26 protein-coding genes, 1 tRNA gene and 1 pseudogene are annotated in these 22,521 nt (G+C 70.8%); 25 read left to right on the top strand and 3 right to left on the bottom strand.

Annotation, left to right across the window (positions count from 1 at the left end):
• The first annotated feature begins 40 nt into the window (after positions 1-40).
• The 3 genes from dapF to LPN01_RS17530 all read left to right on the top strand — a co-directional run bounded on the left by dapF (position 41) and on the right by LPN01_RS17530 (position 1,653).
• Entirely contained in the window at positions 41-1,009 is a 969-nt protein-coding gene (gene dapF, locus LPN01_RS17540; RefSeq protein WP_262829716.1) for a diaminopimelate epimerase, read from the top strand.
• Between the two features lie 101 nt (positions 1,010-1,110).
• On the top strand, positions 1,111-1,311 hold the full coding sequence (locus LPN01_RS17535; RefSeq protein WP_262829715.1) for a hypothetical protein: 201 nt from the start codon (positions 1,111-1,113) through the stop codon (positions 1,309-1,311).
• A gap of 60 nt (positions 1,312-1,371) precedes the next feature.
• On the top strand, positions 1,372-1,653 hold the full coding sequence (locus LPN01_RS17530) for a hypothetical protein (RefSeq protein ID WP_262829714.1): 282 nt from the start codon (positions 1,372-1,374) through the stop codon (positions 1,651-1,653).
• Between the two features lie 16 nt (positions 1,654-1,669).
• Here LPN01_RS17530 and LPN01_RS17525 read toward each other — a convergent pair whose 3' ends face one another.
• Positions 1,670-2,371, bottom strand: coding sequence for a PAS domain-containing protein (locus LPN01_RS17525; protein ID WP_262829713.1), 702 nt, complete (start codon positions 2,369-2,371; stop codon positions 1,670-1,672).
• Between the two features lie 336 nt (positions 2,372-2,707).
• Between LPN01_RS17525 and LPN01_RS17520 the strand changes: the two genes are divergently transcribed.
• The 19 genes and pseudogenes from LPN01_RS17520 (at position 2,708) to LPN01_RS17430 (ending at position 18,844) form a co-directional block, all read left to right on the top strand.
• Positions 2,708-3,139 carry a hypothetical protein gene (locus LPN01_RS17520; RefSeq protein WP_262829712.1) on the top strand — a complete coding sequence of 144 codons (432 nt, stop codon included), beginning with the start codon at positions 2,708-2,710 and terminating at the stop codon, positions 3,137-3,139.
• Positions 3,136-4,464: pseudogene (locus LPN01_RS17515) on the top strand (DNA-packaging protein). The gene LPN01_RS17520 and the pseudogene LPN01_RS17515 overlap by 4 nt, the downstream one beginning before the upstream one ends.
• A gap of 128 nt (positions 4,465-4,592) precedes the next feature.
• Entirely contained in the window at positions 4,593-5,696 is a 1,104-nt protein-coding gene (locus LPN01_RS17510) for a phage portal protein (protein ID WP_262829711.1), read from the top strand.
• Positions 5,693-5,998: a DUF6127 family protein gene (locus LPN01_RS17505; RefSeq protein ID WP_262829710.1), complete on the top strand. Its 306-nt coding sequence runs from the start codon at positions 5,693-5,695 to the stop codon at positions 5,996-5,998. The genes LPN01_RS17510 and LPN01_RS17505 overlap by 4 nt, the downstream gene beginning before the upstream one ends.
• Positions 5,986-6,357 (top strand): HK97 family phage prohead protease, encoded by a 372-nt coding sequence (locus LPN01_RS17500; protein ID WP_262829709.1) that lies wholly within the window; start codon positions 5,986-5,988, stop codon positions 6,355-6,357. The genes LPN01_RS17505 and LPN01_RS17500 overlap by 13 nt, the downstream gene beginning before the upstream one ends.
• 35 nt (positions 6,358-6,392) lie before the next feature.
• Complete coding sequence (locus LPN01_RS17495) at positions 6,393-7,394, top strand: phage major capsid protein (protein ID WP_262829708.1); 1,002 nt, start codon at positions 6,393-6,395, stop codon at positions 7,392-7,394.
• A gap of 51 nt (positions 7,395-7,445) precedes the next feature.
• Entirely contained in the window at positions 7,446-8,000 is a 555-nt protein-coding gene (locus LPN01_RS17490; protein ID WP_262829707.1) for a hypothetical protein, read from the top strand.
• A complete protein-coding gene (locus LPN01_RS17485) occupies positions 7,997-8,377 on the top strand; it encodes a DUF3168 domain-containing protein (RefSeq protein ID WP_262829706.1) in 381 nt (126 codons plus the stop codon). The genes LPN01_RS17490 and LPN01_RS17485 overlap by 4 nt, the downstream gene beginning before the upstream one ends.
• A gap of 15 nt (positions 8,378-8,392) precedes the next feature.
• Positions 8,393-8,800 carry a phage tail protein gene (locus LPN01_RS17480; RefSeq protein ID WP_262829705.1) on the top strand — a complete coding sequence of 136 codons (408 nt, stop codon included), beginning with the start codon at positions 8,393-8,395 and terminating at the stop codon, positions 8,798-8,800.
• Positions 8,797-9,111 carry a gene transfer agent family protein gene (locus LPN01_RS17475; RefSeq protein WP_262829704.1) on the top strand — a complete coding sequence of 105 codons (315 nt, stop codon included), beginning with the start codon at positions 8,797-8,799 and terminating at the stop codon, positions 9,109-9,111. Before LPN01_RS17480 ends, LPN01_RS17475 begins: the two co-directional genes overlap by 4 nt.
• On the top strand, positions 9,108-9,335 hold the full coding sequence (locus tag LPN01_RS17470) for a phage tail assembly chaperone (RefSeq protein ID WP_262829703.1): 228 nt from the start codon (positions 9,108-9,110) through the stop codon (positions 9,333-9,335). Before LPN01_RS17475 ends, LPN01_RS17470 begins: the two co-directional genes overlap by 4 nt.
• Positions 9,328-9,882, top strand: coding sequence for a tail tape measure protein (locus LPN01_RS17465; RefSeq protein ID WP_262829702.1), 555 nt, complete (start codon positions 9,328-9,330; stop codon positions 9,880-9,882). Before LPN01_RS17470 ends, LPN01_RS17465 begins: the two co-directional genes overlap by 8 nt.
• Positions 9,883-9,922: 40 nt before the next feature.
• On the top strand, positions 9,923-12,187 hold the full coding sequence (locus LPN01_RS17460) for a DUF2460 domain-containing protein (protein WP_262829701.1): 2,265 nt from the start codon (positions 9,923-9,925) through the stop codon (positions 12,185-12,187).
• Positions 12,184-12,981 (top strand): DUF2163 domain-containing protein, encoded by a 798-nt coding sequence (locus tag LPN01_RS17455; RefSeq protein WP_262829700.1) that lies wholly within the window; start codon positions 12,184-12,186, stop codon positions 12,979-12,981. The genes LPN01_RS17460 and LPN01_RS17455 overlap by 4 nt, the downstream gene beginning before the upstream one ends.
• Positions 12,974-13,369, top strand: a complete 396-nt coding sequence (locus tag LPN01_RS17450) for a peptidoglycan endopeptidase (protein ID WP_316748901.1) — start codon at positions 12,974-12,976, stop codon at positions 13,367-13,369. Before LPN01_RS17455 ends, LPN01_RS17450 begins: the two co-directional genes overlap by 8 nt.
• Positions 13,369-15,513 carry a phage tail protein gene (locus LPN01_RS17445; RefSeq protein WP_262829699.1) on the top strand — a complete coding sequence of 715 codons (2,145 nt, stop codon included), beginning with the start codon at positions 13,369-13,371 and terminating at the stop codon, positions 15,511-15,513. Before LPN01_RS17450 ends, LPN01_RS17445 begins: the two co-directional genes overlap by 1 nt.
• Before the next feature lie 2 nt (positions 15,514-15,515).
• Positions 15,516-16,019 (top strand): DUF2793 domain-containing protein, encoded by a 504-nt coding sequence (locus tag LPN01_RS17440; RefSeq protein ID WP_262829698.1) that lies wholly within the window; start codon positions 15,516-15,518, stop codon positions 16,017-16,019.
• A gap of 114 nt (positions 16,020-16,133) precedes the next feature.
• The gene (locus tag LPN01_RS17435; protein ID WP_262829697.1) at positions 16,134-17,258 is read left to right on the top strand and encodes an OmpA family protein; all 1,125 of its coding nucleotides are present in this window, start codon (positions 16,134-16,136) and stop codon (positions 17,256-17,258) included.
• 284 nt (positions 17,259-17,542) lie between these two features.
• The gene (locus LPN01_RS17430) at positions 17,543-18,844 is read left to right on the top strand and encodes a UDP-glucose dehydrogenase family protein (RefSeq protein WP_262829696.1); all 1,302 of its coding nucleotides are present in this window, start codon (positions 17,543-17,545) and stop codon (positions 18,842-18,844) included.
• On the opposite strand, the gene LPN01_RS17425 is transcribed toward LPN01_RS17430, so the two are convergent.
• Positions 18,823-19,551 (bottom strand): YgfZ/GcvT domain-containing protein, encoded by a 729-nt coding sequence (locus LPN01_RS17425; protein ID WP_262829695.1) that lies wholly within the window; start codon positions 19,549-19,551, stop codon positions 18,823-18,825. The two genes, LPN01_RS17430 and LPN01_RS17425, sit on opposite strands and share 22 nt — an antisense overlap.
• Positions 19,552-19,622: 71 nt before the next feature.
• Between LPN01_RS17425 and pyrC the strand changes: the two genes are divergently transcribed.
• The gene (pyrC, locus tag LPN01_RS17420) at positions 19,623-20,660 is read left to right on the top strand and encodes a dihydroorotase (protein ID WP_262829694.1); all 1,038 of its coding nucleotides are present in this window, start codon (positions 19,623-19,625) and stop codon (positions 20,658-20,660) included.
• Positions 20,661-20,697: 37 nt separating this feature from the next.
• Here the strand turns inward: pyrC and LPN01_RS17415 are convergent, their stop codons facing one another.
• Positions 20,698-21,456 carry a DUF1134 domain-containing protein gene (locus tag LPN01_RS17415; protein ID WP_262829693.1) on the bottom strand — a complete coding sequence of 253 codons (759 nt, stop codon included), beginning with the start codon at positions 21,454-21,456 and terminating at the stop codon, positions 20,698-20,700.
• Positions 21,457-21,634: 178 nt separating this feature from the next.
• Here LPN01_RS17415 and LPN01_RS17410 point away from each other — a divergent pair.
• A tRNA-Ser gene (locus tag LPN01_RS17410) sits at positions 21,635-21,724 on the top strand.
• Between the two features lie 333 nt (positions 21,725-22,057).
• The coding region (locus LPN01_RS17405; protein WP_262829692.1) for a hypothetical protein at positions 22,058-22,521 on the top strand (464 nt) is incomplete at its 3' end.

Here is a 22,521-nt window from a genome sequence, read left to right as displayed (position 1 = left end):
AACATAACCGGCCCATCGGGTCGCTGACGGGATGGGTGACGTGCGGTTCGACTTCGTGAAATGCCATGGTTCGGGCAATGATTTTCCGCTGATCGACGCACGCCGGATCGACCTTCCGGACGAAGACTGGGCCGGGGTGGCGCGGGCGCTGGCCGACCGGCGCGGCCCCGTCGGCGGCGACGGGCTGCTGTTGCTCGCGGAGGGCACGGGCGACGCCGCGTTCGCGATGCGCATGTTCAACGCAGACGGCAGCGAGGCGGAAACCTGTCTCAACGGATTGCGCTGCGTGGCGCGGATGGGGTTCGAGGCGCTGGGCATCGATGCGGCGCGGGTGCGGCTCAAGACCTCGAGCGCCGACGTGGTCCGCGATGCCGACATCGCGGCGGGCGTCTACACGGTGCGCGAGACGGCGGGACCGGCGGCGCTCGACGTCGCCGCCTGGCCGCTCCACGCCGGCGTGGAGCGGATCGTCGAGGCCGCGGTGCCGCCGCTGGGGAGCGCGCGGTCGTTCACCGCGGTGGCGATGCCCAACCCGCATCTGGTCGCGTTCGTCGACGCGATCGACGAGGCGGAACTGGTCGCGGTCGGCGAGCGGTGCGAGGCGGCGCCGGACTGGCTGCCCAATCGCGCCAACGTGTCGTTCGTCGAGCTGCGCGGCCGCGACGATGGATCGGCGCCGGGCCAGGCGCTGTTCGTGCGGACGTTCGAACGCGGCGTCGGACTGACCGACAGTTGCGGGAGCGCGATGGCGGCGTCGGCCTTCGCCGCGTGCCTGACCGGGCGGCTGGCGTACGATGCGGCGATCACCGTCCTCAACCGCGGCGGCCTGGTGCGCGCGACCGTCGCGCGGGACGCGATGGTCAGCCTGTCGGGCAATGCGACCTGGGAATGGTGGGGATCGGTCGAGGTCGATCCGGCCACGGGGAATGCCGGCGGCCTGACGGTCGCTGCGCATGCCGATGCCGAGATCGCGGCCTGGGCACGGCTTGCCGATGCGGCGGGGCGCTGACGGCTCAAATCGCCGCATCCGGGCGTTATCCGGGCATCTTCAACGAAATGGCAAGGCGGGGCGGGCAGGCCGTGTCCTTGCGGCAATGCAGACAGACAGACATGCGTGACGACGAGTATTTCTACGGGCGTGCAGAGACGGAGCTGGAGCTGGCGCAGCGCGCGACGCATCCACTGGCGGTGCGGGCGCATTACATCATCGCCAACCACTATCTGGATCGGTGTTACGGCGGTGACGAACCCGCGCCGACCGAGGGCGACGGCGGGGACGACGCGGGCGGGGGCGATCCGCCCGGCGCCTGACGCACGGATGTTGCCGGACCCTTGCGCGGCGCCGTTCGTTGCACAGGGTCGAGGGGTCATATGGCGGGCGAATCCGGTGAGGACGAGGAAGAGCTGAAGATCCGGCAGGGTGCCGCGCTCTACCCCCTTGGCCGCGCGTTGCGGACGACCTTCGACGCGGACAACCATGCCACCCTGAGCAGCGACGTGACCGGACTGATGCTCGAACTGGCGCGGGTGCCGTTCGAACCGCATGAGTTCCAGCCGCTGCTGCCCGCGCCGAAGCCGTTGCCGCGGCCCGGCTGGCGGGACCGGCTGAGACTGGCGCTGCGCAGCGATTTCGGGCGGAGCCCGCGGCGATAGCCTGATGCCCGGGGTATCAGGCGGGGATGGACGGCCCCTGCGCCACCGCCACCAGCGCGGCGAAGATCGCCTCGATCATCGCCAGCGCGCGCGGGCTGAGCCGCACGGGGGTTTCGGGCCGGATCGCGCCAGGCATTTCCGCTTCTACGAAGCCCGACGCGACCAGCGCCTCCAGCCACCGGCGGGTAAGCGGCCATGATACGGCGATCCGGTCCGCCAGCTCCCGCGCCGCGATGGCACGCGCCTCCGCCTCAGCAACATAGGCGAGCAGCAGGATCTCGGTCGCCGGATTGCCGATCAGCGAATCGCCGAAGGCGCGTTTGCCGTCGGCCAGCGCGTGCAGGAGCAGTCGCGCCATCTGCCAATGTCCCTCGACGGCGGACGGCGTCGCCCCGGCCCCCGGCAGCGGGCGGCAGCTGACGACGAGTTGCCCCGCGTCCCCGCCGATGCGCGACACATGCACGTCGACCCAGATCGCCTGGCCGTCGGCGCGCAGATGACGCTGCGTCAAGGATAGCGTGCGCCGGTCGTGAAGGATGCGTCGCAGCAGCGTCTCGCCGGCGATACGGTCGTCGGGATGCAGGAAGGCCAACGCGGACCGGCCGGTCGCCGCGACGCGCGCGACGCCGAGCAGCGCCAGATAGGCGTCGTCGAGGTCGACGATCCGGAGATCGTGTCCGATCAGGCCGTGGGCGATCGGTCCCGCCGCAGGATGCATATGTCTCGTGGCCCGTCCGAACCGGATAACCATCGAATGGTATCGACCAAAACCCGGTGAGATCAAGCCGATGTCACGCCTGGGCAACGGCACGGCACGGCATCGCGACCACCGTGGCGGCGGACACGCACACAAAGTAACCAGATAGGTACAAAACCCTTGACATCGTCACACTTACTCGGTACATAACGGGAACGCTGAAGAATTGCGGGCGGGGACGAGGGGGCGGCGATGCACGATGACGGCAAGCGGGGGGATGGCGGCGTTCGACGGGATGACCGTCGGGTGGCCGGATCGGTTCGCCCGACGACGCGCCGCCCGCGATGGACGGTGACGATGCGGGATATCTTCTTCGGGCGGCTTGCGGCGAGCGGCGACGTGGCGGCATCGGCCGCGGCGATCGGGCTGACGGTGGCGCAGGTGCGCCATCCGCTGCGGACCGACGCCGCCTTCGCGCGGCAATGGGAGGAGGCGACCCGTGCGGGCTATCGCCTGCTCGAGACGCGGCTGGTCGGGTACCTGCTCGCGGGTGGCGAGGCGCAACGGGGGCCGGACGGCACGCCGTCGCTCGGGTCGGCCGACTGGGATCGTGCGATCAAGCTGCTGGCGCTCGACCGGGCCGGCCGTGCGGATCGCGGTCGCGCGAAGACGTCCGGGCCCGATGCCGCCAGCCGGGATGACACCGACCGGGTGATCCTCGGCAAGCTCGCCGCGTTTGCCGCCGGCAAGCGGGCGGCGGCGGTGCCGATCGAGGTGGTGGGGGCATGACGGAGCGGATCGATACGATCGCCGCGCTGGCGGCGCTGCCGGATGCCGAGCGCGGCAGACTGGTGGCCGCGTTGACGCCGGCGATGCGGCGGGAGCTGGCGGAGCGGTGGGAGCGCGGGTGGGCACGGCCCGGGCAGGAGGCGCCCGCGGGCGGGGATTGGCGGGTCTGGCTGATCCGCGCGGGCCGCGGTTTCGGCAAGACGCGCGCCGGCGCCGAATGGGTGACGGCGATCGCCGCGGCCGACGCCGGCGCGCAGATCGCGCTGGTCGGTGCGACCGCCGCCGACGTGCGCCGGGTGATGATCGACGGACCGAGCGGGCTGCGTGCGGTGGCCAAGACCGGCCGGACGCCGCGGTATACCGTCAGTCGGGGTGAGGTCCGCTGGCCCAACGGTGCGCTGACCCGCGTCTTTTCCGCCGACGTGCCCGATCAGTTGCGCGGGCCCGAGCACAGTGCGGCGTGGTGCGACGAACTGGCCAAATGGCGGCGCGGCGACGCGGCCTGGGACAATCTGATGATGGGCATGCGACGCGGCGCGCACCCGCGCGTGCTGGTGACGACGACGCCGCGGCCGACGAATTTGATGTAACGCGTGCTGCGCATGCGGGGACTGGTCGAGACGCGCGGCCGGACGCGGGACAATCCGTTCCTGCCCGCCGCCTTCGTCGAGCAGGTCGAGGAGAGTTACGGCGGCACGGCGCTGGGACGGCAGGAACTGGACGGCGAGATGATCGACGACCTGGCCGGGGCGCTGTGGTCGCGGGCGGCGCTCGACCGGCTGCGGAGCGACGTGCCGGAGGCGCTGGTTCGCGTCGTGGTGGGGGTCGATCCGCCGGCCGGATCGATCGAGGATGGTGGCGGCGGCGATGCCTGCGGGATCGTCGCGGTCGGGCTGGACGGCGACGGCGTGGCCTATGTGCTGGACGATGCGAGCGTGGCGGCGGCATCGCCCGAGGCATGGGCGCGGGCGGTTGCCGGCTGTGCGGCGCGGCATCGCGCCGACCGGGTGATCGCCGAGGCGAACCAGGGCGGTGCGATGGTGCGGTCGGTGCTGCTGGCGGCCGACGTGACGCTGCCGCTGACGCTGGTGCGGGCGAGCCGCGGCAAGGTGGCGCGCGCCGAGCCGGTGGCCACCCTGTATCACCGCGGCCGCGTCCGCCATTGCGGGCGGTTTCCTGCGCTGGAGGACGAGATGTGCGGGCTGGTCGCCGGGGGCGGCTATCAGGGGCCGGGCCGCTCGCCGGATCGCGCCGACGCATTGGTCTGGGCGCTGACCGAGCTGATGCTCGGGCGGCGCGCGCGGGCCGGGGTCCGGACGCTCTAGCCGATCGATCGTGCCGTGCGACGCGCGGTGCCCCATGTTCGCACGGACGGCCGCAGCGGCCGGTCCTTCGCCGCGTCCGTCGGACGCGGTTCCCCTTCCCGTGCCGGGAAGGATTGCAGGAGATCATCATGCGCTTGTTCGGGTGGAAGGGCGCGCGCGAAGGCGCGCGGCCGGCGCTGTCGCGCGGCGGCAGCGGTACGGCGCTGGGCGAATGGCCGCGGTCGTACGAGGCGCAGGTGCGCGACGGCTTTGCGGGCAACGCGGTGTTGCAGCGCGCGGTCAAGCTGGTGGCGGAGGGCGTCGCGGCGGCACCGCTGGTCGCGAGCAGCCCCGCGCTGCTGGCGCTGGTGACCGCGCGGTCGGGCGGGCAGGCGCTGTTGGAGACGGTGGCGGCGCAGTTGCTGCTGCACGGCAACGCCTATGTCCAGATCCTGCGCGACGGGGAGGGCGGGGCGGGTGCATTGTACGCGCTGCGACCCGAGCGGGTGAGCGTCGAGGTGGACGCGGCGGGGTGGCCGACCGCCTATCGCTATGCGGTCGGCGAGCGGCGGGCGCGGCTCGACGCCGAAGGACCGCAGCCCGACGTGGTGCACATCCGCACCTTCAACCCGATCGACGACCATTATGGCATGGGTTGCCTGGGGGCGGCGTCGGGCGCGGTGGCGGTCCACAACGCCGCCGGGCGGTGGAACAAGGCGCTGCTCGACAATGCGGCGCGGCCGTCGGGGGCGCTGGTCTACGACCCCGGCGATGGCGCCGCGCTGTCCGCCGAGCAGTTCGACCGGCTGAAGGCGGAGATGGAGGCGGGGTTCGCAGGGGCGGGGAATGCCGGGCGGCCGATGCTGCTGGAAGGGGGCCTCAAGTGGCAGGCGCTGTCGCTGTCCCCCGCCGACATGGATTTCGTCGGGCTGAAATCCGCCGCGGCGCGCGAGATCGCGCTGGCGTTCGGGGTGCCGCCGATGCTGCTGGGGCTGCCGGGCGACGCCACCTACGCCAATTATCGCGAGGCGAACCGGGCGTTGTGGCGATTGACCGTACTGCCGCTGGCGACGGTGATCCTTGATGCGCTGGCGCAGGGATTGCGCGGCTGGTTCGAGGCGGCGGCGCTGGGCGTCGACCTCGACCGCGTGCCGTCGCTGAGCGAGGATCGCGAGCGGCTGTGGGCGAACGTGGGGGCGGCCGACTTCCTGTCGGTCGAGGAAAAGCGGCGGATGCTGGGGGTGGAGCCATGAGCGGCGAGGTGCTGGCGCAACTGATGGCGCAGGCGGCGCGCGAGGGCGCCGACCTGGCGACGATGCGCGCGGTGGCGGAAGAGGCGGGCGAATTGTCGGCGACGCGGGCGCTGACCCGGCTGGGACTGGCGGACGCGCAGGCGCACGCCGACCTCGCCGAGCTGCGCGCACTGCTGGACGCGTGGCGCGATGCCAAGAGGTCGGCGTGGAAGGCCGTGGCAGGATGGTGCGTGCGGCTGGCGGGCGCGCTGCTGCTGACCGGACTCGCGATCAGGCTGGGGTTCGGCGAATGGTTGCGGTGAGCTTTGGCGGCTATGCCGCGCTGTTCGACCGGGCCGACCGGGCGGGCGACGTGATGCGGGCGGGCGCCTTCGCGGGGGCGGATTGCGTACCGCTGCTGTGGCAGCATCGCGGCGCCCCGGTCGGTCGCATCGACGTGCTGCGCGAGGATGCGCGCGGACTGCGCGTCGAGGGCGTGGTGGAGGATTGCGCGATCGCCGCGCTGGTGCGCGGGCGCAGCCTCACCGGGCTGTCGGTCGGTTATCGCCCGGTGTCGGTGCGGCAGGGCGGCCGGCGCGAGCTGCTGCGCGTGGCGCTCGCCGAGGTCAGCCTGGTGGCGGTGCCGATGCAGCCGCTGGCGCGGATCGACCGGCTCGGCTGACGCCGGCCGACGGATTTTCAACGAGGAGAACGGGTATGGACGTGGTCGACAGGCCGGCGCTGGATGGCGCGCGCGTGGAACGGACGGACGGCGGCTTCGCCGGATTCGTCCGGCAGGGGACGACGCTGGAGATGAAGGCGTTCACGGGGGTGACGGGCGATGCCGGCGGCTTCGCGGTGCCGCGCGAGATCGATGCCGAGATCGCCCGGGTGTTGAAGAGCGTGTCGCCGATCCGGGCGATCGCCAACGTCGTGACGGTGGGATCGGCGGGCTATCGCAAGCTCATCACCACCGGCGGCACGCCGTCGGGATGGGCGACCGAGACGGGGCCGCGACCGGAGACGGCGAGCCCGGTGTTTTCCGAACTGGTGCCGCCGATGGGCGAATTGTACGCCAACCCGTCGGCGAGCCAGGCGATGCTGGACGATGCGGCGTTCGACGTCGAGGCGTGGCTTGCGGCCGAGATCGCGATTGAATTCGCCAAGGCCGAAGGGGCGGCGTTCGTCAACGGCAACGGGGTCAACCGGCCGCGGGGCTTCCTGGCGCAACCGATCTCGACCGCCAAGGACGGCTCCCGGCCGCTGGGCACGCTGCAATATCTGCCGAGCGGCGCGGCGAGCGATTTCGGCACGGCACCCGACGAACGGCTGGTCGACCTGGTGCAGAGCCTGCGCGCGCCCTATCGTCAGGGGGCGAGCTTCGTGATGAACGCCAGCACGCTGGCGCGCATCCGCAAGTTCAAGAGCGCCGACGGCATGCCGCTTTGGCAACCCAGCCTCGCGGGCGGGCAGCCGGCGAGCCTGCTCGGCTATCCGGTCGTCGAGGCCGAGGACATGCCCGACATCGGCGCCAATGCGTCGGCGATCGCGTTCGGCAATTTCCGCGCCGGCTATCTGATCGCAGAGCGGGCGGAGACGGCGATCCTGCGCGATCCGTACAGCAACAAGCCGTTCGTCGGCTTCTACGCGACCAAGCGGATCGGCGGCTGCGTCGCGGACAGCGAGGCGATCAAGCTGATGAAGTTCGCCACCGCCTGACGGCGCAGTGCCCCCGCCCGGCTGTGGGCGGGGGCGCCTTTTGGAAAGGACATGCGGATGGATGGGGCGGCGATGCCCGCCGCGGCGGTCGCCGGAGCGGCGGCGGCGGCGGGGGCGTATTTGCGGATCGCGGAGGCGCCGGATGCGGTGCTGACCCGCGCGGCCGGTTCGGCACTGGCGCTGGCCGAGACGTTCTGCGGCCAGCGGCTGATCGCGCGGGGATGCGAGGACGTGATCGGGACGGCGCAGGGGTGGCGGCGGCTGGCGTCGTCGCCGGTGCGGGCGATCGATGCGCTGGCCGGCGTGCCGGTGGCGGGCGTGCGGTTCGCGCTGCCGGTCGATGCCTATGCGGTCGATATCGACGCGGAGGGTTTCGGCTGGGTGCGAGCGACGGCCACGGGCGCGGCGACGCGGGTGGCGGTGGCCTATACGGCGGGACTGGCCGAGACGTGGGACGCACTGCCCGAGCCGCTGATGCAGGGCATCGTGCTGCTGACGACGCATCTGTTCGAGCATCGCGCGGGCACCACCGCACCGCCCGCGGCGATCGCGGCGCTGTGGCGACCCTGGCGCCGGATGCGGCTGATGCCGGCGGTGCGGGCATGAGCGCGGGGGGAATCGTGCAGGCGGCGGTGATCGCGCATCTGGCGCCGCTGGGCCGGGTCTTCGATGCGGTGCCGGCGCGCGCGGCGATGCCGTATCTGGTGGTCGAGGACCCGGTGCTGGCGGCGGGCGACGCGGTCGGGCTGGCGGGACGGACGGGTACGATCGCGATCACCTGCATCGACGCCGGCGTGTCGCCGGTGCGGGTGCGCGCGCTGCTCGCCGCGGTCGAGGCGGCGATGGCGACGCTGCCGCCGCAGCCGGGTGGCGGGTGGCGGATCACGTCGGCGCGGCTGGTGCGGAGCCAGATCGCGCTGGGCAAGGGCGAACGCTGGGTGGCGACCAGCACCTTTGCGGTGCGGATGTACCGCAGCAACTGACGAGGAGAGACGAATATGGCGGTGGAACGGGGCAGTGCGTTCCTGCTCAAGGTCGGGGACGGCGCGGCGGTGCCGGCGTTCGCGACGGTGGCGGGACTGCGCACGACACAACTGAGCGTCAACGGCGAAGCGGTGGTGGTGACGAACAAGGATTCGGGCGGTTGGCGGCAGCTGCTGTCGGGCGCCGGCGTGCGCAGCATCAGCGTGTCGGGGGCGGGCGTGTTCACCGGATCGGCGGCGGAGACGCGGATCAAGGCCAGCGCGCTGGCGGGCATGCTCGACGATTACCGGCTGAGCTTCGAGAGCGGCGACAGCATGACCGGGCGGTTCCTCGTGACGCGGCTCGACTATGCCGGGGATTTCAACGGCGAGCGATCCTACACGGTCAGCCTGGAAAGCTCCGGCCCGGTGGTGGTGGCATGAGCGGCGCCGGCAATCCGGTACGCGGCGAATGCGCGCTGCGCGTCGACGGGTGCGAGGTCGTGCTGCGGCCGTCGTTCCAGGCGCTGGTCGCCGCCGAGGGCGAACTGGGGCCGCTGTTCGCGCTCGTCGAGCGTGCGGCCGAGGGCAGGCTGGCGCTGGGGGAGATGGTGACGCTGTTCTGGCACTGCCTGCGCGAACTGCCCGACGGCATGACCCGCGAGCGGCTGGGCGAGGCGATCGTCGCGCTGGGCCTCGCCAAGGTGACGCCGGTGCTGCGGGTGCTGATCGGACAGATACTGGCAGGGCGATGAGCGGCCGCGGCGGAGAGGATGGCCGCGGCTTCGCCGGATCGGCGGCGCGGCTGGCGGGGTTCGCCGGGGCGGTGCTGGGCTGGAGCCCGGACGCGTTCTGGCGGGCCACGCCTGCCGAGCTGGCGGCGGTGGTGCGGGCGGCGAGCGGAGGCGGCGAGGCGGCGGCGATGCCGCCGGACGCGGCGACGCTCGCCCGGATGCGGGAGGCATTTCCGGATGGATGATATCGAGCGGATGGTGGTCGGCGTGCGCGCCGACACCGCGGGGTTCGCACGCGAGGTCGAGACGATGCGCGGCACGCTGGAGGACGGGCTGGGCGCCGGCGCGGCGCGCGCCGGACGGGCGATCGAGGACGCGCTGTTGCGCTCGGTGCGATCGGGCAAGTTCGGGCTGGAAGACCTGAAGCGTGCGGCGCTGGGCGTGCTGGCGGAGATCGCCAGGGCGGCGGTGCACGACGGTGTGCGTGCGGTGACCGGCGGTGGCGGCGCCGGTGCGTCGCTCGCCGGCGCGCTCGCGGGCCTCGCGGGGCTGCCCGGCCGGGCGACCGGCGGGCCGGTGTCGCCGGGCCGTGGCTATATCGTCGGCGAGCGCGGGCCGGAGCTGTTCGTGCCGACCACGAGCGGCCGGGTGGATGCGGGCGGGCGGGATGCGGCGCCGCGCGCGGTGCGGGTGTCGATCACGGTGAATGCCGGTCCGGGGGAGGCGCCGGCGGCGTTGCAGCGCTCCGGCCGCCAGATTGCCCGCGCGGTCCGCGCGGCGCTGGCGGATTGAGCCACCCGCACCGCATCGGACACTTTCAGGGGAGGCGATCATGGCGCATTGGCTGTGTTCCCGGCGGGAGCGGCAGGCGGAGGGGGTGATGACCCGCTTCGACCCGCGGTTCTGGACGGTCAATTTTCCGCGACCGATGATGGCCGCGGTCACCAACCCGGCGGCGGATGCGCTGCGGGTCGATGCGGTGTTCTATACCCGCGGCGACCTGGCGGGGCTGATCTGGGATGCCGAGGACCGGTTCGACCATGCGCTGCTGCGTTACGAGACGGCGCGGGACTTTCGCGGGTGCCGGCTGCGGTTCCGCTGGCGGTCGGCGGGGATCAAGCCGCTGGACGCGGTGAACGGGCCGACGTTGACGATCGAGGGTCGCGACGCAGCGGGGCAGCCGCGCGCCTGGTACGTGCGGTTGTGGAACTATGCCGAAGGATCGCCCGAGGACGCGACGGTGACGCTCGATTTCGCGGACCTTGCCGGTGGTTTCCTGTTGCCGACCGAGGCGGAACCGGTGTGGGCGGGGGATATCGACCGGATGTTCGTGTCGCTGGTCCCGCCCGACTATGACGGCGGCGATGCGGTGCTGGCGGCCGCGCAGGAGGGATGGGTCGAATGGACCGACATCGCCTGTGACGGTCCGGGCGCGGTGCTGGCGATCGGCGAGGCCGTGCTGCCCGAACATGGTTTCGCGATCGCGAGCGGCTATGACGACAGCTACAACCTGACCCCGGCGCGGCTGCTGCGCAACGCGCTCCACCTGGGCTATCGCGGCGCGATCACGCATTACGTGGGCATGAGCCACTATTTCCGGCTCGAGCCCCTCTTCGGCGGGTTCTACGTCGGCCTGCGCGGGGCTGCGCTGAACGCCGCCTGCGCGGCGTGGCACCGCGACTTCGCCGCGCGGGCGCGGACGTTGGGGTACGGCCTGATCTGGTCGCTGAGCTACGAACTGTTCGACGCGCATTGCTGGAACGACTGGAAGCAGCGCGCGGCGGATGGCGCACCGGCGCGGACCGGGTGGGAACCCCCTTCGACGCTGCTCTCGCCGTGTCATGCGGGGGCGATGGCCTATCTGGGCGCGGTCGCGGCGGCGTTCGTCGCGATCGGGGTCGATGCGGGACTGGCGCCCCGGTTCCAGGTCGGCGAGCCGTGGTGGTGGACGATGCCGGATGGCCGGCCCTGCCTGTACGATGCGGCGGCGACGGCGGCGCTGGCTCCCGCGGCGATCCCGAGCGTGCGTGGTGCGATGACGCCGGCGCAGATCGCGACGATGGATCGGGCGGGTGCGGCGCTCGCCGCATCGACGGCGGCCCTCGTCGCCGCCGTCAGGGCGGCGCAGCCGGCGTGCGAGACGTTCCTGCTGACCTATCTGCCGACGGTGCTCGACCGGGCGGCGCCGGAGCTGAAGCGCGCGAACATGCCGGTCGGCTGGGCCTATCCGGCGTTCGACGTGCTGCAGCTGGAGGATTACGACTGGGTGACCGAGGGGGATGCCGCCGCGACGGTGCGCGGCGTCGCGGCGGCGGAGGCGCGGCTGGGCTATCCGCGGGCGCGCCAGCATTACCTGTCGGGTTTCGTGCTGCGACCGGACCAGGCGGCGCAATGGGCGCTGATCGAGGCGGCGGGACTCGCCGCGCGCGCACGCGGGGTCGCGGCGGTGTTCCTGTGGGCGCTTCCGCAGGTGATGCGTGACGGCTTCGTCCATTTCGAGGGGGATGACACCATGCAGGATTACGACGACGTGCTGTTCCCGATCGCGCTGGGCCGCGAGGCGGAGGTCGCGCCGACCTTTTCGACGACGGTGCTCACCGCAGCGGGTGGCGCCGAGCAGCGCCATGCCGCGTGGGCGGAGGCGCGCACGCGCTACGACGTCGGGCCGGGGGTCCGGTCGGAAGCCGATATCGCGACGCTGCTCGCCTTCTTTCGCGCGCGCATGGGACCGGCGCGGGCGTTCCGGCTGCGCGATCCGTTCGATGCGAGCGGGACGGACGAGGCGATCGGCCGCGGCGACCGGGTGCAGCGCCGGTTCGCGCTGGTCAAGCATTATGGCGCGACGACGCGCCGCATCGTGCGGCCGGTGGCGGGCAGCGTGCGGATCGCGGTGGACGGCGTGCCGATCCAGGCATTTACCGTCGAGCCCGACGGCATGGTGGTGCTGGATGTCGCGCCCGCGGCCGGTGCGAGCGTGACCGCGAGCTTCGCGTTCGACGTCGTCGTACGCTTCGCCGAGGACCGGTTGCAGGTGGCGCGGGCGACGTTCTTGGCGGGGGAGGCGGCGTCCGTGCCGCTGATCGAGGTGCGAGCATGAGCACGCTGCATTGCATCGCGCTGTGCTGGCGGGTCGAACGCGACGACGGCGTGACGATCGGGCTGACGACGCACGACCGCGACCTGACCATCGATGGGCTGGTGCATCGCGCCGCGCCGGGTATGACGCCGTCGGCGATCGAGCGGTCGGCGGGCCTCGACCCCGACACGATGGATATCGGCGGGGCACTGAACAGCGCGGCGATCGGCGAGGCGGACCTGATCGCGGGACGATGGGACGGAGCGCGCGTGACGCTGTTCGCGGTCGACTGGGACACGGGCACGTGGCTGGCGGCGCTCGGCGAGGGCCGGATCGGTGCGGTCGCGCTGCAAGACGACGGCTTTACCGCGGAACTGTCGGGCGCAAGCGCGGCGCTGGCGCGACCCGTGGTCGAGGAGACGTCGGCCGAATGCCGGGCGGACCTGGGCGATCGGCGCTGCCGGGTGGCGCTGGGCCGGCGACGGCGGTTCGCACGCGTGGTGGATATCGCGGATCGCGTGGCGACGCTGGACGCCGTCGAACCGGTGCCGGGCGCCTATGCCGGCGGGACGCTGCGCTGGTTCGGCGGCGCGAACGGCGGACTGGTGCAGGCCATCGACGCATCCGACGGCGCGCGGGTGATGCTGCGCGACGGTCCGGCGTTCGCGGTGGAGGCGCGCGTCCTGGTCGAGGTGACCGAGGGATGCGACAAGAGTTTCGCGACCTGTGCCGGGCGGTTCGCCAATGCCGCCAATTTCCGGGGCGAGCCGCATCTGCCCGGGATCGACCTGCTGACCCGTTATCCCGGTGGCTGAGCGGGTGGCGGCGGCGGCGATAACGCTGGTGGGGGTGCCGTTCCGCCTGCACGGGCGCGATCCCGCGGGCGGGCTGGATTGCATCGGCGTGATCGCGCTGGCGCTGCGGGCGGCGGGCTGGTCGGGTGAGGTGCCCACCGGTTACCCGATGCGCGGCGGCGATGCCGATGCGGTGGCGGCGCGCTTCGATGCGGTGCTGACGCAGGGCGACGGAGCGCGGGCGGGGGACGTGCTGCTGTACCGGGTCGGTCCCGGGCAGCTGCACGGCGGCGTGCGGGTCGCGGGCGGCATCGTCCATGCCGATGCCGCGCTGCGCCGGGTGGTGATGCGACCGGGCGTGCCGGACTGGCAGCCGGTCGGGGCTTGGCGGTACGAGGAGACGGACTGATGGCGACGCTGGTACTGACGACGGTCGGCCACGTCATCGGCGGCCCGATCGGGGGTGCGCTGGGCGCGCTGGCCGGACAGGCGATCGATGCGCGCCTGTTCCGCGGCGCGGCGCGGGAGGGGCCGCGGCTGACCGAACTGGCGGTGCAGACGTCGAGCTATGGCACGCAGATCCCGAAGCTGTTCGGCACGATGCGGGTCGCGGGGACGGTGATCTGGTCTACCGACCTGATCGAGACGCGCACGGCCAGCCGCGGCGGCAAGGGGCAGCCGGGCACCAACACCTACAGCTATGCCGCCAGTTTCGCGGTCGCGCTGTCGGCGCGGCCGATCATCGGCGTGCGGCGGATCTGGGCCGAGGGCAAGCTGTTGCGGGGAGCGGCGGGCGACTGGAAGGGGCGGACGGGGTTCCGTCTGCATCCGGGTGGCGAAGACCAGGCGGTCGATCCGCTGATCGCCGCCGCGATGGGGGCGACGCCGGCATATCGGGGCATCGCCTATGCCGTGTTCGAGGGCATGCAGCTGGCGGACTATGGCAACCGCATTCCGTCGCTGACCTTCGAGGTGGAGGCGGACGCGGGGCCGGTCGTCAGCGGCGACGTCGCCGCGGCGCTGGCCGGCGAGGTGTCGGCGCGCGGCGGGACGATGCTGGGCGGGTTCGCCGCCTCGGGGGCGAGCGTACGGGGCGTGCTGGAGACGCTGTCGGTGCTCGATGGCGGCTGGTGGCAGCCGGAGGGCGGACGGCTGGTGCGGCGGGACGACGACGGCCCGGCGCTGGGCGTGGTCGATGCCGGGATCAGCGGCGCGGGACGGCGACGGACGGTGGCGTCGGATGCGCCGCGCGAGGTGACGGTGGCGCATTACGATGCGGCACGCGATTACCAGATCGGCGTCCAGCGCATGCGGCGTTCCGGCACGCGTGAACGGGTCGAGCGGATCGAACTTCCCGCGGTGCTCGATGCGACAGTTGCGAAGGGCGTGGCGGCGGCGCTGATCGTGCGCGGCGAGGCCGAACGGACGCGGCGACGGGTGGGTCTGGGCGTCGACGGTCTCGCCGTGGCGCCGGGAGCGATCGTGACGATCGCGGGCGAGGCGGGGCGCTGGCGGGTGGCCAGCAGCAGCGTGGTGGGGCTGGCGACGACGCTCGATCTCGTTCCGCTGGCATCGGGGCCGGCGGCGGCGATGCCGGCGAGCAGCGGCATTGTGCTCGGCGCACCCGACGTTGTGGCGGGGCGCACCGTGCTGATCGTCGCCGAGTTGCCGTCGCCGCCCGACCGTTTGTTGAGCGGGCCGCGGGTGAGCATGCTCGCCACGGGCGAGGGAGCGGGCTGGCGGCAGGCGGCGTTGCTGTACAGCCTGGACGATGGCACGAGCTGGATGTCGGCAGGGGCCAGCGCCGCGCCGGCGACGATCGGGCGGATCGAGACGCCGCCGGTCCCGGCATCGTCGCTGCTGATCGATCGTCGCAGCCGGATCGTCGTTGCATTGCTGCGCGCGGACATGGCGCTGGGCGACGCGGATGCTGCCGGCCTGGCGGGCATGGCGAACCTGGCGCTGCTCGGCGACGAGGTCATCCAGTTCGAGCGCGCCGAGCCGCTGGGTGGCGGGCGCTGGGCGCTTTCCGGGCTGCGGCGTGGATTGCGCGGAACGGAAGCGGCGATCGGGACGCAGTCGGCCGGCGATCGGTTCGCCCTGCTGGAGGACGACGCAATCGCGGCGATCGACCTGCCGCCCGCCGCGATCGGGCGACGGGTGCGGTTCCTCGCCAGCGGCGTCGGCGACATCGATGCGCCCGCGGCCGCCGAGTTGACGCCGGGCGGCGCGTCCGTCGCGCCGCCGTCTCCCGTGCATGTGGGCGCGCATGTCGACGACACCGGCGCGCTGACGCTTGGCTGGATCCGCCGCAGCCGGCGCGGCTGGGGGTGGAACGACGGCATCGACGTGCCGCTCGCCGAGGAGGCGGAGGCCTATCGCGTTACGATCGTGTCGTCCGACGGCGTGGAGCGGTCGATCGCCACCGCCGTCCCCCGGCTGACGATCGGGGCCGCCGAGCGGCCGAGCGGGCGCGCGATGGTCCGCATCGTCCAGCAGGGAACGTTCGCCGCGTCGCTTCCCGCGACGCTGATTCTCGAGGAAGGAGCATGACGATGACCGACCAGAACACCGCTCGGCTGGCGCTGCCGCTGCTGGTTCCGGGGCAGGCGGAAAAAGAAACCACGCATAACGAAGCGCTGACGCGGCTCGATTTTCTCGTCCAGCCGGCGGTCGTGGCGGTGGATGCGACGGTCCCGCCGGACGCGCCGGGGATCGGCGAATGCTGGCTCCTGGGCGATGCCCCGACCGGCGCGTGGCGGGGGCAGGGGCGGTGCCTCGCGGGCTGGACCGCTGGCGGCTGGCGGTTCGTCCGGGCCGCCGAGGGGTTCGCCGTGTGGTGCGTTTCATCCGCAAAGCCAGTGACTTACCGTAATGGCACGTGGCGGGAGGGCGACATCTACGGCGATCGTCTGGTCATTGGCGGCAATGGCGTCGTCGGACCCCGCGGCGGGGCGATCGCCGACCCTTCCGGCGGGTCGGTCGCGGACGCCGCAGCGCGTGCCACGATCACCGAAATCCTCGCCGCGATGCGACAACACGGGCTGATCGCGCGGTGACCAGATGTGTGGCATCCTTGCCACAGGTCCCGACTTTTGTCGGCTTGCGTGGAAACCAACCCTCCGATAGTGAGTTTGCGCTGTCCGTAGTGACACTCAAGAAAGGGGAATTCTATGCGGAAGCTTGCCGTCGTTCTGGCACTTGCATCCACCGCACTCGCCACTCCCGCCCTCGCCCGCGACAAGTCGTGGTACGTTGGCGTCGAAGGCGGTGCGATGATCGTCGAAGACATCGATTACGACATCGGCGCCACCGCCAATGCCGCGACCGTCGATCATGACTATGGCTACGATGTCGATGGCGTCATCGGCTACGATTTCGGCGGGTTCCGCGTCGAAACCGAAGTCGGTTATCGCAGCGCGACCGTCGATGGCTACACGTCGACCGTCACCACGCCGCGCTACAATACGGCTGGCGCTCTCGTCTCCACCCCGGCCGGCAGCTACGACTATGCCGGCGGTCGCACCTCGGCACTCAGCTTCATGCTGAACGGCCTGCTCGACTTCGGTGACGACGACGGCATCCAGGGCTTCGTCGGCGGCGGTGTCGGCGTGGCTCGCGTCAAGGCGAACTACGCGCTCAACACGCGCGGCAACTTCGTCGATGATTCGGACACCGTGTTCGCATGGCAGGGCCTGGCGGGCGTTCGCGCGCCGCTGACCGACCACATCGACGCGACGCTGAAGTATCGCTTCTTCAACGCCGACAACGTCAAGCTGGTCGACGTCACCAACCGCACGTTCGACGGTCGTTTCCGTTCGCACAGCATCCTGGGCGGCGTGACCTACAACTTCGGTTCGCCGACGCCTCCGCCGCCGCCGCCGGCACCCGACGTTCCGCCGCCGCCGCCGCCGCCTGCTCCCGAGCCGGTCGCACAGGCTCCGGTCTGCTCGCCTGGTCCGTTCATCGTGTTCTTCGAGTGGAACAAGTCGGACGTCACGCCGGAAGCAGCGTCGATCCTCGACAACGCCGTCAGCCAGTACCAGAGCTGCGGCAACGCGCAGGTCATGGTCGCCGGTTACACCGACACGTCGGGTACCGCGAAGTACAACCAGGGTCTGTCGCAGCGTCGCGCAGACACGGTCAAGGCTTACCTGACGTCGCACTCCATCCCGGATGCGTCGGTCACGACCAACGCCTTCGGCGAGACGAACCTGCGCGTGCAGACTGCCGATGGCGTCCGCGAAGTGCAGAACCGTCGCGTGGAAGTCACCTACGGTCCGGGCGCTGGTCAGTAAGACCCGTCCTTCCGTCAGGAACGAAATCGGGAGGTCGACGCAAGTCGGCCTCCCTTTTTTGTGCGCGCGGCGGTCGCGCGGCGGGGCCGGCATCGCTGGCAAAGCTTGCGGCTGGTGCAATGTTCGGGCGAAAATCGCGCAGGACCGCCCAAGGATGTGCGCGACGGCATCGCTCTGCCCATGAACGGCCGACGCCTGGTCCCATGCGATGCGGCGCTGGCAATCGGCGCGCGTTCGGCTAGACACCGCCATCCGCGGTTTCGCCCCGTTCGTCAGGAGGTTTCATGCGCATCACGATGATCGGTTCTGGCTATGTCGGCCTGGTGTCGGGGGCCTGTTTCGCCGATTTCGGCCATAGCGTGATCTGCGTCGACAAGGATGCGGACAAGGTCGCCGCGCTGAAGGCGGGGCGGATGCCGATCTACGAACCCGGGCTCGATGCGCTCGTCGCATCGAACGCCGCGGCGGGACGGCTGACCTTCACCACCGACCTCGCCGCCTCGGTCGCGGGCGTCGATGCGATCTTCATCGCGGTCGGCACGCCCTCGCGGCGCGGCGACGGCCATGCCGACCTCAGCTACGTCTTCGCCGCGACGCAGGAGATCGCCGCGGCGGTCACCGGGCCGACCGTCGTCGTCACCAAGTCGACCGTGCCGGTCGGCACCGGCGACAAGGTCGAGGCGATCCTGCGCGAGCGGCGCCCCGAGATCGACGTCCAGGTCGTCTCCAACCCCGAATTCCTGCGCGAGGGCGCCGCGATCGGCGACTTCAAACGTCCCGACCGCATCGTCATCGGCACCGACGACGAGGGTGCGTGCAAGGTCATGCGCGACGTCTATCGCCCGCTCTACCTCAACGAATCGCCGCTGCTGTTCACCGGCCGGCGTACGTCCGAACTCATCAAATATGCCGCGAACGCCTTCCTCGCGACCAAGATCACCTTCATTAACGAAATCGCCGACCTGTGCGAGGCGGTCGGTGCCAACGTCCAGGACGTCAGCCGCGGGATCGGGCTCGACAACCGCATCGGCAAGAAGTTCCTGCATGCCGGCCCCGGCTATGGCGGATCGTGCTTCCCCAAGGACACGCTGGCGCTGCTCAAGACCGCCGAGGATTTCGAGAGCCCCGTCCATATCGTCGAGGCGGTGGTGAAGGTGAACGACAGCCGCAAGCGCGCGATGGGGCGCAAGGTGCTCCAGGCGCTGGACGGGGAGGTCGCGGGCAGGACCGTCGCGCTGCTCGGCCTGACCTTCAAGCCCAACACCGACGACATGCGCGATGCGCCGTCGATCGCGATCGCGCAGGCGCTGATCGATGCCGGGGTGACCGTACGCGCCTACGATCCCGAGGGGGTGGATGCCGCGCGGCGGATGATGCCCGACCTCACCTATTGCGCGGACGCCTATGACGCGGCGACGGGGGCGGATGCGGTGGTGATCGTCACCGAATGGGACGCCTTCCGCGCGCTCGACCTGTCCAGACTGAAGACGATCATGGCCGCACCCGTCTTCGTCGACCTGCGCAACGTCTATCACCGCGACGACGTCGAGGGAGCGGGCTTCGCCTATACCGCCGTCGGGCGCTGAGCCTCGACGAGCGCCGCAGCGAGCCATTCGGGACGCAGCGCATCACCGATCGCCTCCGTGCGGCGATGTTCGATCATCCATCCGAGGTTGGGGTAGGTCGCGCGGGTGCGATCGCCGGCGTCCGCGAGCGGGGCCACGACCAGCCGCCGGTTGACCTTGGCGCGATGGTGCATCCGCGCGGTGTTCTCCTGGCCGATGTAGCATCCTTTGGTGAAGCTCACGCCGCCCAGCTCGGCGGCGTTGCATTCGAGCCATAGGGTTTCGCCGTTGCCTAATTCGGCCACCCCTTCCGTGACGCCCAGCGCGAGGCGATGCGCCAGCCATCCCTCCGCCGCCGCCGACGGCGGCGCCAGCCAGCGGCGACCGAGCGCCGCCAGCCGCGGGTCGGCACTTCCCGCGGTCCCGTCGCGCGACCAATGGACGGCAAGTGCCGCGTCGGGCGCGATCGCGATCGGGCGCCGCAGGCGATACAGCGCGAGCCGCCGCACGAGCGCCGCCGCCTGTGCGGCCTCGCAGTCGATCAACAGGTCGTCGCCATCCGGCCAGACGATGAAGTCGAACAACGCCTTGCCCTGTGGCGTCAGCAGCGCCGCCCAGACCGGCAGCGGCCCGGTGACGTCGTTGGTGACGAGCCCCTGCAGGAATCCGCGGACGTCGTCGCCGGACAGGCGGACGATCGCGCGATCGACGAGTGTGGTGGCGTCCATATGATGCACCTAGGCGCCCCGCCGCATTTTCCAAGGTGGCGGCGGGCGGATCGGGCGGTTAGGACGCGGCGATGACCCAGCGCCTGACCATCCGCCGCCCCGACGACTGGCACGTCCACCTGCGCGATGGCGCGATGCTGGCGGCGGTGGCGGGCTTTACCGCGCGTCAGTTCGGGCGCGCGATCGTCATGCCCAACCTGACCCCGCCGGTGACGACTGCCGCCGCCGCCGCGCGCTATCGGACGCGGATCCTAGCGGCATTGGACGAAGGCACCGCGTTCACGCCGCTCATGACCTGCTACCTGACCGATCGCAGCGACGCGGCGGACATCGCGGCGGGGCACGCGGACGGCGTCTTCACGGCCTGCAAGCTCTATCCCGCGCATGCGACGACCAATTCGGCGTACGGCGTCACCGACATCCTGGCGCTGACCAAGGTGCTGGAGACGTTGCAGCGGATCGGCATGCCGCTGTTGATCCATGGCGAGGTCACGGATCGCAGCATCGACATCTTCGATCGCGAAGCGGTGTTCGTCGAGCGCGTGCTGACGCCGCTGACCCGCGAGTTTCCCGCGCTGAAGATCGTTCTGGAGCATATCACCACGGCGGAGGCCGCCGCGTTCGTGGCGGAGGCCGATCACCCGATCGGCGCGACGATCACGCCGCAGCATCTGATGATAAATCGCAACGCGATCTTCGACGGCGGCTTGCGGCCCCATGCCTATTGCCTGCCGGTGCTCAAGCGCGAGGCGCATCGGCTGGCGGTTCGACGCGCGGCCGTGTCCGGCAGCCCCCGCTTCTTCCTCGGGACGGACAGCGCGCCGCACGTCGTCGGCGCCAAGGAATCGGGTTGCGGCTGCGCCGGCATCTTCAACGCGCCCTTCGCACTGGAAGCCTATGCACGCGTGTTCGACGAAGAGGGCGCGCTCGACCGGTTCGAGGGCTTTGCGGCGGAACATGGCGCGCGCTTCTACGGCCTGCCGCTCAACGAGGGGATTGTGACGCTGGAGCGCGATCCGGCCGTCGTCCCCGATCGGATCGGCGAGGGCGATACCGCGGTCGTTCCGTTCCTGGCGGGCGAATCCACCGGGTGGCGGTTCGTCGGCTGACACGGGCGCCGACAACCGCAAAAGGCGCGGCGCCGGGCTAGAACGGCATCCACTTCGCCTTGCGCGTGATCTTCATATAGCCGACGTTGACCCCGGCCCGGTAGCCGACACCCAGGCGGATCGGGATGAGGACGATATTGCCGCGGCGCAGATAGGTCGCGGCAAAGCCGCCGACCAGGTACAGCCGGCCCTCGGCAGCCGGAAAGCGGTGGAACAGCTCCGCGGTATCGTACAGGTTGTAGACGAGCACGAACACCTTGTTGGCGTCGCCGCCGACGTCGAAGCCCACCGACGGGCCGGTCCAGTATACCGGCTGCTGCCCTTCGACCTTGTGGCTCATGATGCCGGACCCGTAGCGCAGCCCGACGATGAACGCGCCCGCGGCCTCGCGGCCGGCGATATAGGCGTTGGGCTGGCCCTGGTCCTTCAGCACCTTCTCCAGCAAGCCTGCGAGCCCTGCCGCGCCCTTGCCGAACACGCCTTCGCCCGCGGCGAGCAGGTCTTCGCGCGGATAGGTATCGGCGGCGCGCGTCGTCGCCTCGACCCGGGCTTCCTGCTGCGCGGGCGACGCCGGTGTGGCGGACGGATCGAATCCGGGTGCCGCCTGCTGATCCTGCGGGGCCGGAGCGCGAGGCACCGGGCGCGACGCGGCGCGCGGCGGCGCGGACGGTCGCGCCGCGACGGGAGCGGACAGGTCGCCGTCGATCGCGCGGTTGGGATCGATCGTCGTCACCTGCGCGGGCGCGCTCCCGGCGAGCATCGCTGCCAACGCCGTCCCGAAACCGATCACCCGCATGCCGTCCCCCATCTGGTTACCGGCGCCAGCGGCCCTCCGGTGCGCCGAGGTTAACCATCGTCGCGCTTGCCGGGCAATGAACGAACGCTGGCCCGGCACGAAATTACGTCCGATCGCATGCGCCAGCGTGGTTGATCCCCCCAGCGACCCCGGCTATAGGCCAACGCCTGCCGCAGCCGGAGACGTGGGTGAGTGGCTGAAACCAACGCTTTGCTAAAGCGTCGTACGGGAAACCGTACCGAGGGTTCGAATCCCTCCGTCTCCGCCACACCTCTCTGAGGTGCAGACACTACCTTGCAAAATTAGTGTGTTTTCCATCGCCTTAGGCGCGGTCGGGTGCGTCTATAGACGCCGCCCATGAGGCTAATGGCCGCGCCCGGCGCGCCGGCGTCTCGCTTCCAAATGCAGCCCCTATTCGCACACTGTTTTTTTGGCACCTGGCAGCCGGGCATCGTCGCCGCTGCGAGAATAGGATTTAGATTGGGCGTGCGGCAATTATCGGAGTATATAAAAAAAGAGACCGATGAGACAGGGCGGGGCGAAAGCGATGGCGCAACGACCGACGCGACGCGGACGACCGCATTGTGAAGCCTTTCCTGCGATGGATATTGTGGCGGGCAAACGCAGTCTTGTTGCCGGTGGCGGCTTTTGCGTATGGCAGGACGAGCACGGCCGGCGCGTTGGTCATGGCCAGTTGATCTACCTTGTCACGGAAGCAGCGACGTTCAAATTCGATTTTGCCGGATCGCCAAACATTGCGCGGGCTGCGGGTGTGGTCACCATCCCGGTGCGCAATACACAGCGCAATGTCCACGTCCTGCGCAGCAGCTTCGTTTGCCAAACCTGTGACGGAAGCGCAGACAAACTCTTTTTTGTTGAAGCAAAGTGGGCGTGTAGAAAATGCCATGGCTTGGTTTATTTAAAGCAAAGGCTTGGCTCGGTCAATAATGCAATATTCTATCGTGATGTTTTGGTCGATAGGTTGGGTAAGATGGCTAACTTCGCGTCTCCTACGCGAGACGCGCATAACCAGCGGCGGCATCTCGACCGAATAAACAGAAGTCT

It is taken from the genome of Sphingomonas sp. A2-49 (assembly GCF_025548555.1).
Taxonomy (GTDB): domain Bacteria; phylum Pseudomonadota; class Alphaproteobacteria; order Sphingomonadales; family Sphingomonadaceae; genus Sphingomonas.
This window is presented reverse-complemented; position numbering and strand designations above follow the sequence as displayed.

Bases quoted from the DNA above. Each gene is read 5' to 3' on its own strand.
- LPN01_RS17535 (WP_262829715.1), top strand. From the start codon at position 1,111: ATGCGTGACGACGAGTATTTCTACGGGCGTGCAGAGACGGAGCTGGAG.
- LPN01_RS17530 (WP_262829714.1), top strand. From the start codon at position 1,372: ATGGCGGGCGAATCCGGTGAGGACGAGGAAGAGCTGAAGATCCGGCAG.
- LPN01_RS17525 (WP_262829713.1), bottom strand. From the start codon at position 2,371: ATGCATCCTGCGGCGGGACCGATCGCCCACGGCCTGATCGGACACGAT.
- LPN01_RS17520 (WP_262829712.1), top strand. From the start codon at position 2,708: ATGCGGGATATCTTCTTCGGGCGGCTTGCGGCGAGCGGCGACGTGGCG.
- LPN01_RS17510 (WP_262829711.1), top strand. From the start codon at position 4,593: ATGCGCTTGTTCGGGTGGAAGGGCGCGCGCGAAGGCGCGCGGCCGGCG.
- LPN01_RS17505 (WP_262829710.1), top strand. From the start codon at position 5,693: ATGAGCGGCGAGGTGCTGGCGCAACTGATGGCGCAGGCGGCGCGCGAG.
- LPN01_RS17500 (WP_262829709.1), top strand. From the start codon at position 5,986: ATGGTTGCGGTGAGCTTTGGCGGCTATGCCGCGCTGTTCGACCGGGCC.
- LPN01_RS17495 (WP_262829708.1), top strand. From the start codon at position 6,393: ATGGACGTGGTCGACAGGCCGGCGCTGGATGGCGCGCGCGTGGAACGG.
- LPN01_RS17490 (WP_262829707.1), top strand. From the start codon at position 7,446: ATGCGGATGGATGGGGCGGCGATGCCCGCCGCGGCGGTCGCCGGAGCG.
- LPN01_RS17485 (WP_262829706.1), top strand. From the start codon at position 7,997: ATGAGCGCGGGGGGAATCGTGCAGGCGGCGGTGATCGCGCATCTGGCG.
- LPN01_RS17480 (WP_262829705.1), top strand. From the start codon at position 8,393: ATGGCGGTGGAACGGGGCAGTGCGTTCCTGCTCAAGGTCGGGGACGGC.
- LPN01_RS17475 (WP_262829704.1), top strand. From the start codon at position 8,797: ATGAGCGGCGCCGGCAATCCGGTACGCGGCGAATGCGCGCTGCGCGTC.
- LPN01_RS17470 (WP_262829703.1), top strand. From the start codon at position 9,108: ATGAGCGGCCGCGGCGGAGAGGATGGCCGCGGCTTCGCCGGATCGGCG.
- LPN01_RS17465 (WP_262829702.1), top strand. From the start codon at position 9,328: ATGGATGATATCGAGCGGATGGTGGTCGGCGTGCGCGCCGACACCGCG.
- LPN01_RS17460 (WP_262829701.1), top strand. From the start codon at position 9,923: ATGGCGCATTGGCTGTGTTCCCGGCGGGAGCGGCAGGCGGAGGGGGTG.
- LPN01_RS17455 (WP_262829700.1), top strand. From the start codon at position 12,184: ATGAGCACGCTGCATTGCATCGCGCTGTGCTGGCGGGTCGAACGCGAC.
- LPN01_RS17445 (WP_262829699.1), top strand. From the start codon at position 13,369: ATGGCGACGCTGGTACTGACGACGGTCGGCCACGTCATCGGCGGCCCG.
- LPN01_RS17440 (WP_262829698.1), top strand. From the start codon at position 15,516: ATGACCGACCAGAACACCGCTCGGCTGGCGCTGCCGCTGCTGGTTCCG.
- LPN01_RS17435 (WP_262829697.1), top strand. From the start codon at position 16,134: ATGCGGAAGCTTGCCGTCGTTCTGGCACTTGCATCCACCGCACTCGCC.
- LPN01_RS17430 (WP_262829696.1), top strand. From the start codon at position 17,543: ATGCGCATCACGATGATCGGTTCTGGCTATGTCGGCCTGGTGTCGGGG.
- LPN01_RS17425 (WP_262829695.1), bottom strand. From the start codon at position 19,551: ATGGACGCCACCACACTCGTCGATCGCGCGATCGTCCGCCTGTCCGGC.
- pyrC (WP_262829694.1), top strand. From the start codon at position 19,623: ATGACCCAGCGCCTGACCATCCGCCGCCCCGACGACTGGCACGTCCAC.
- LPN01_RS17415 (WP_262829693.1), bottom strand. From the start codon at position 21,456: ATGCGGGTGATCGGTTTCGGGACGGCGTTGGCAGCGATGCTCGCCGGG.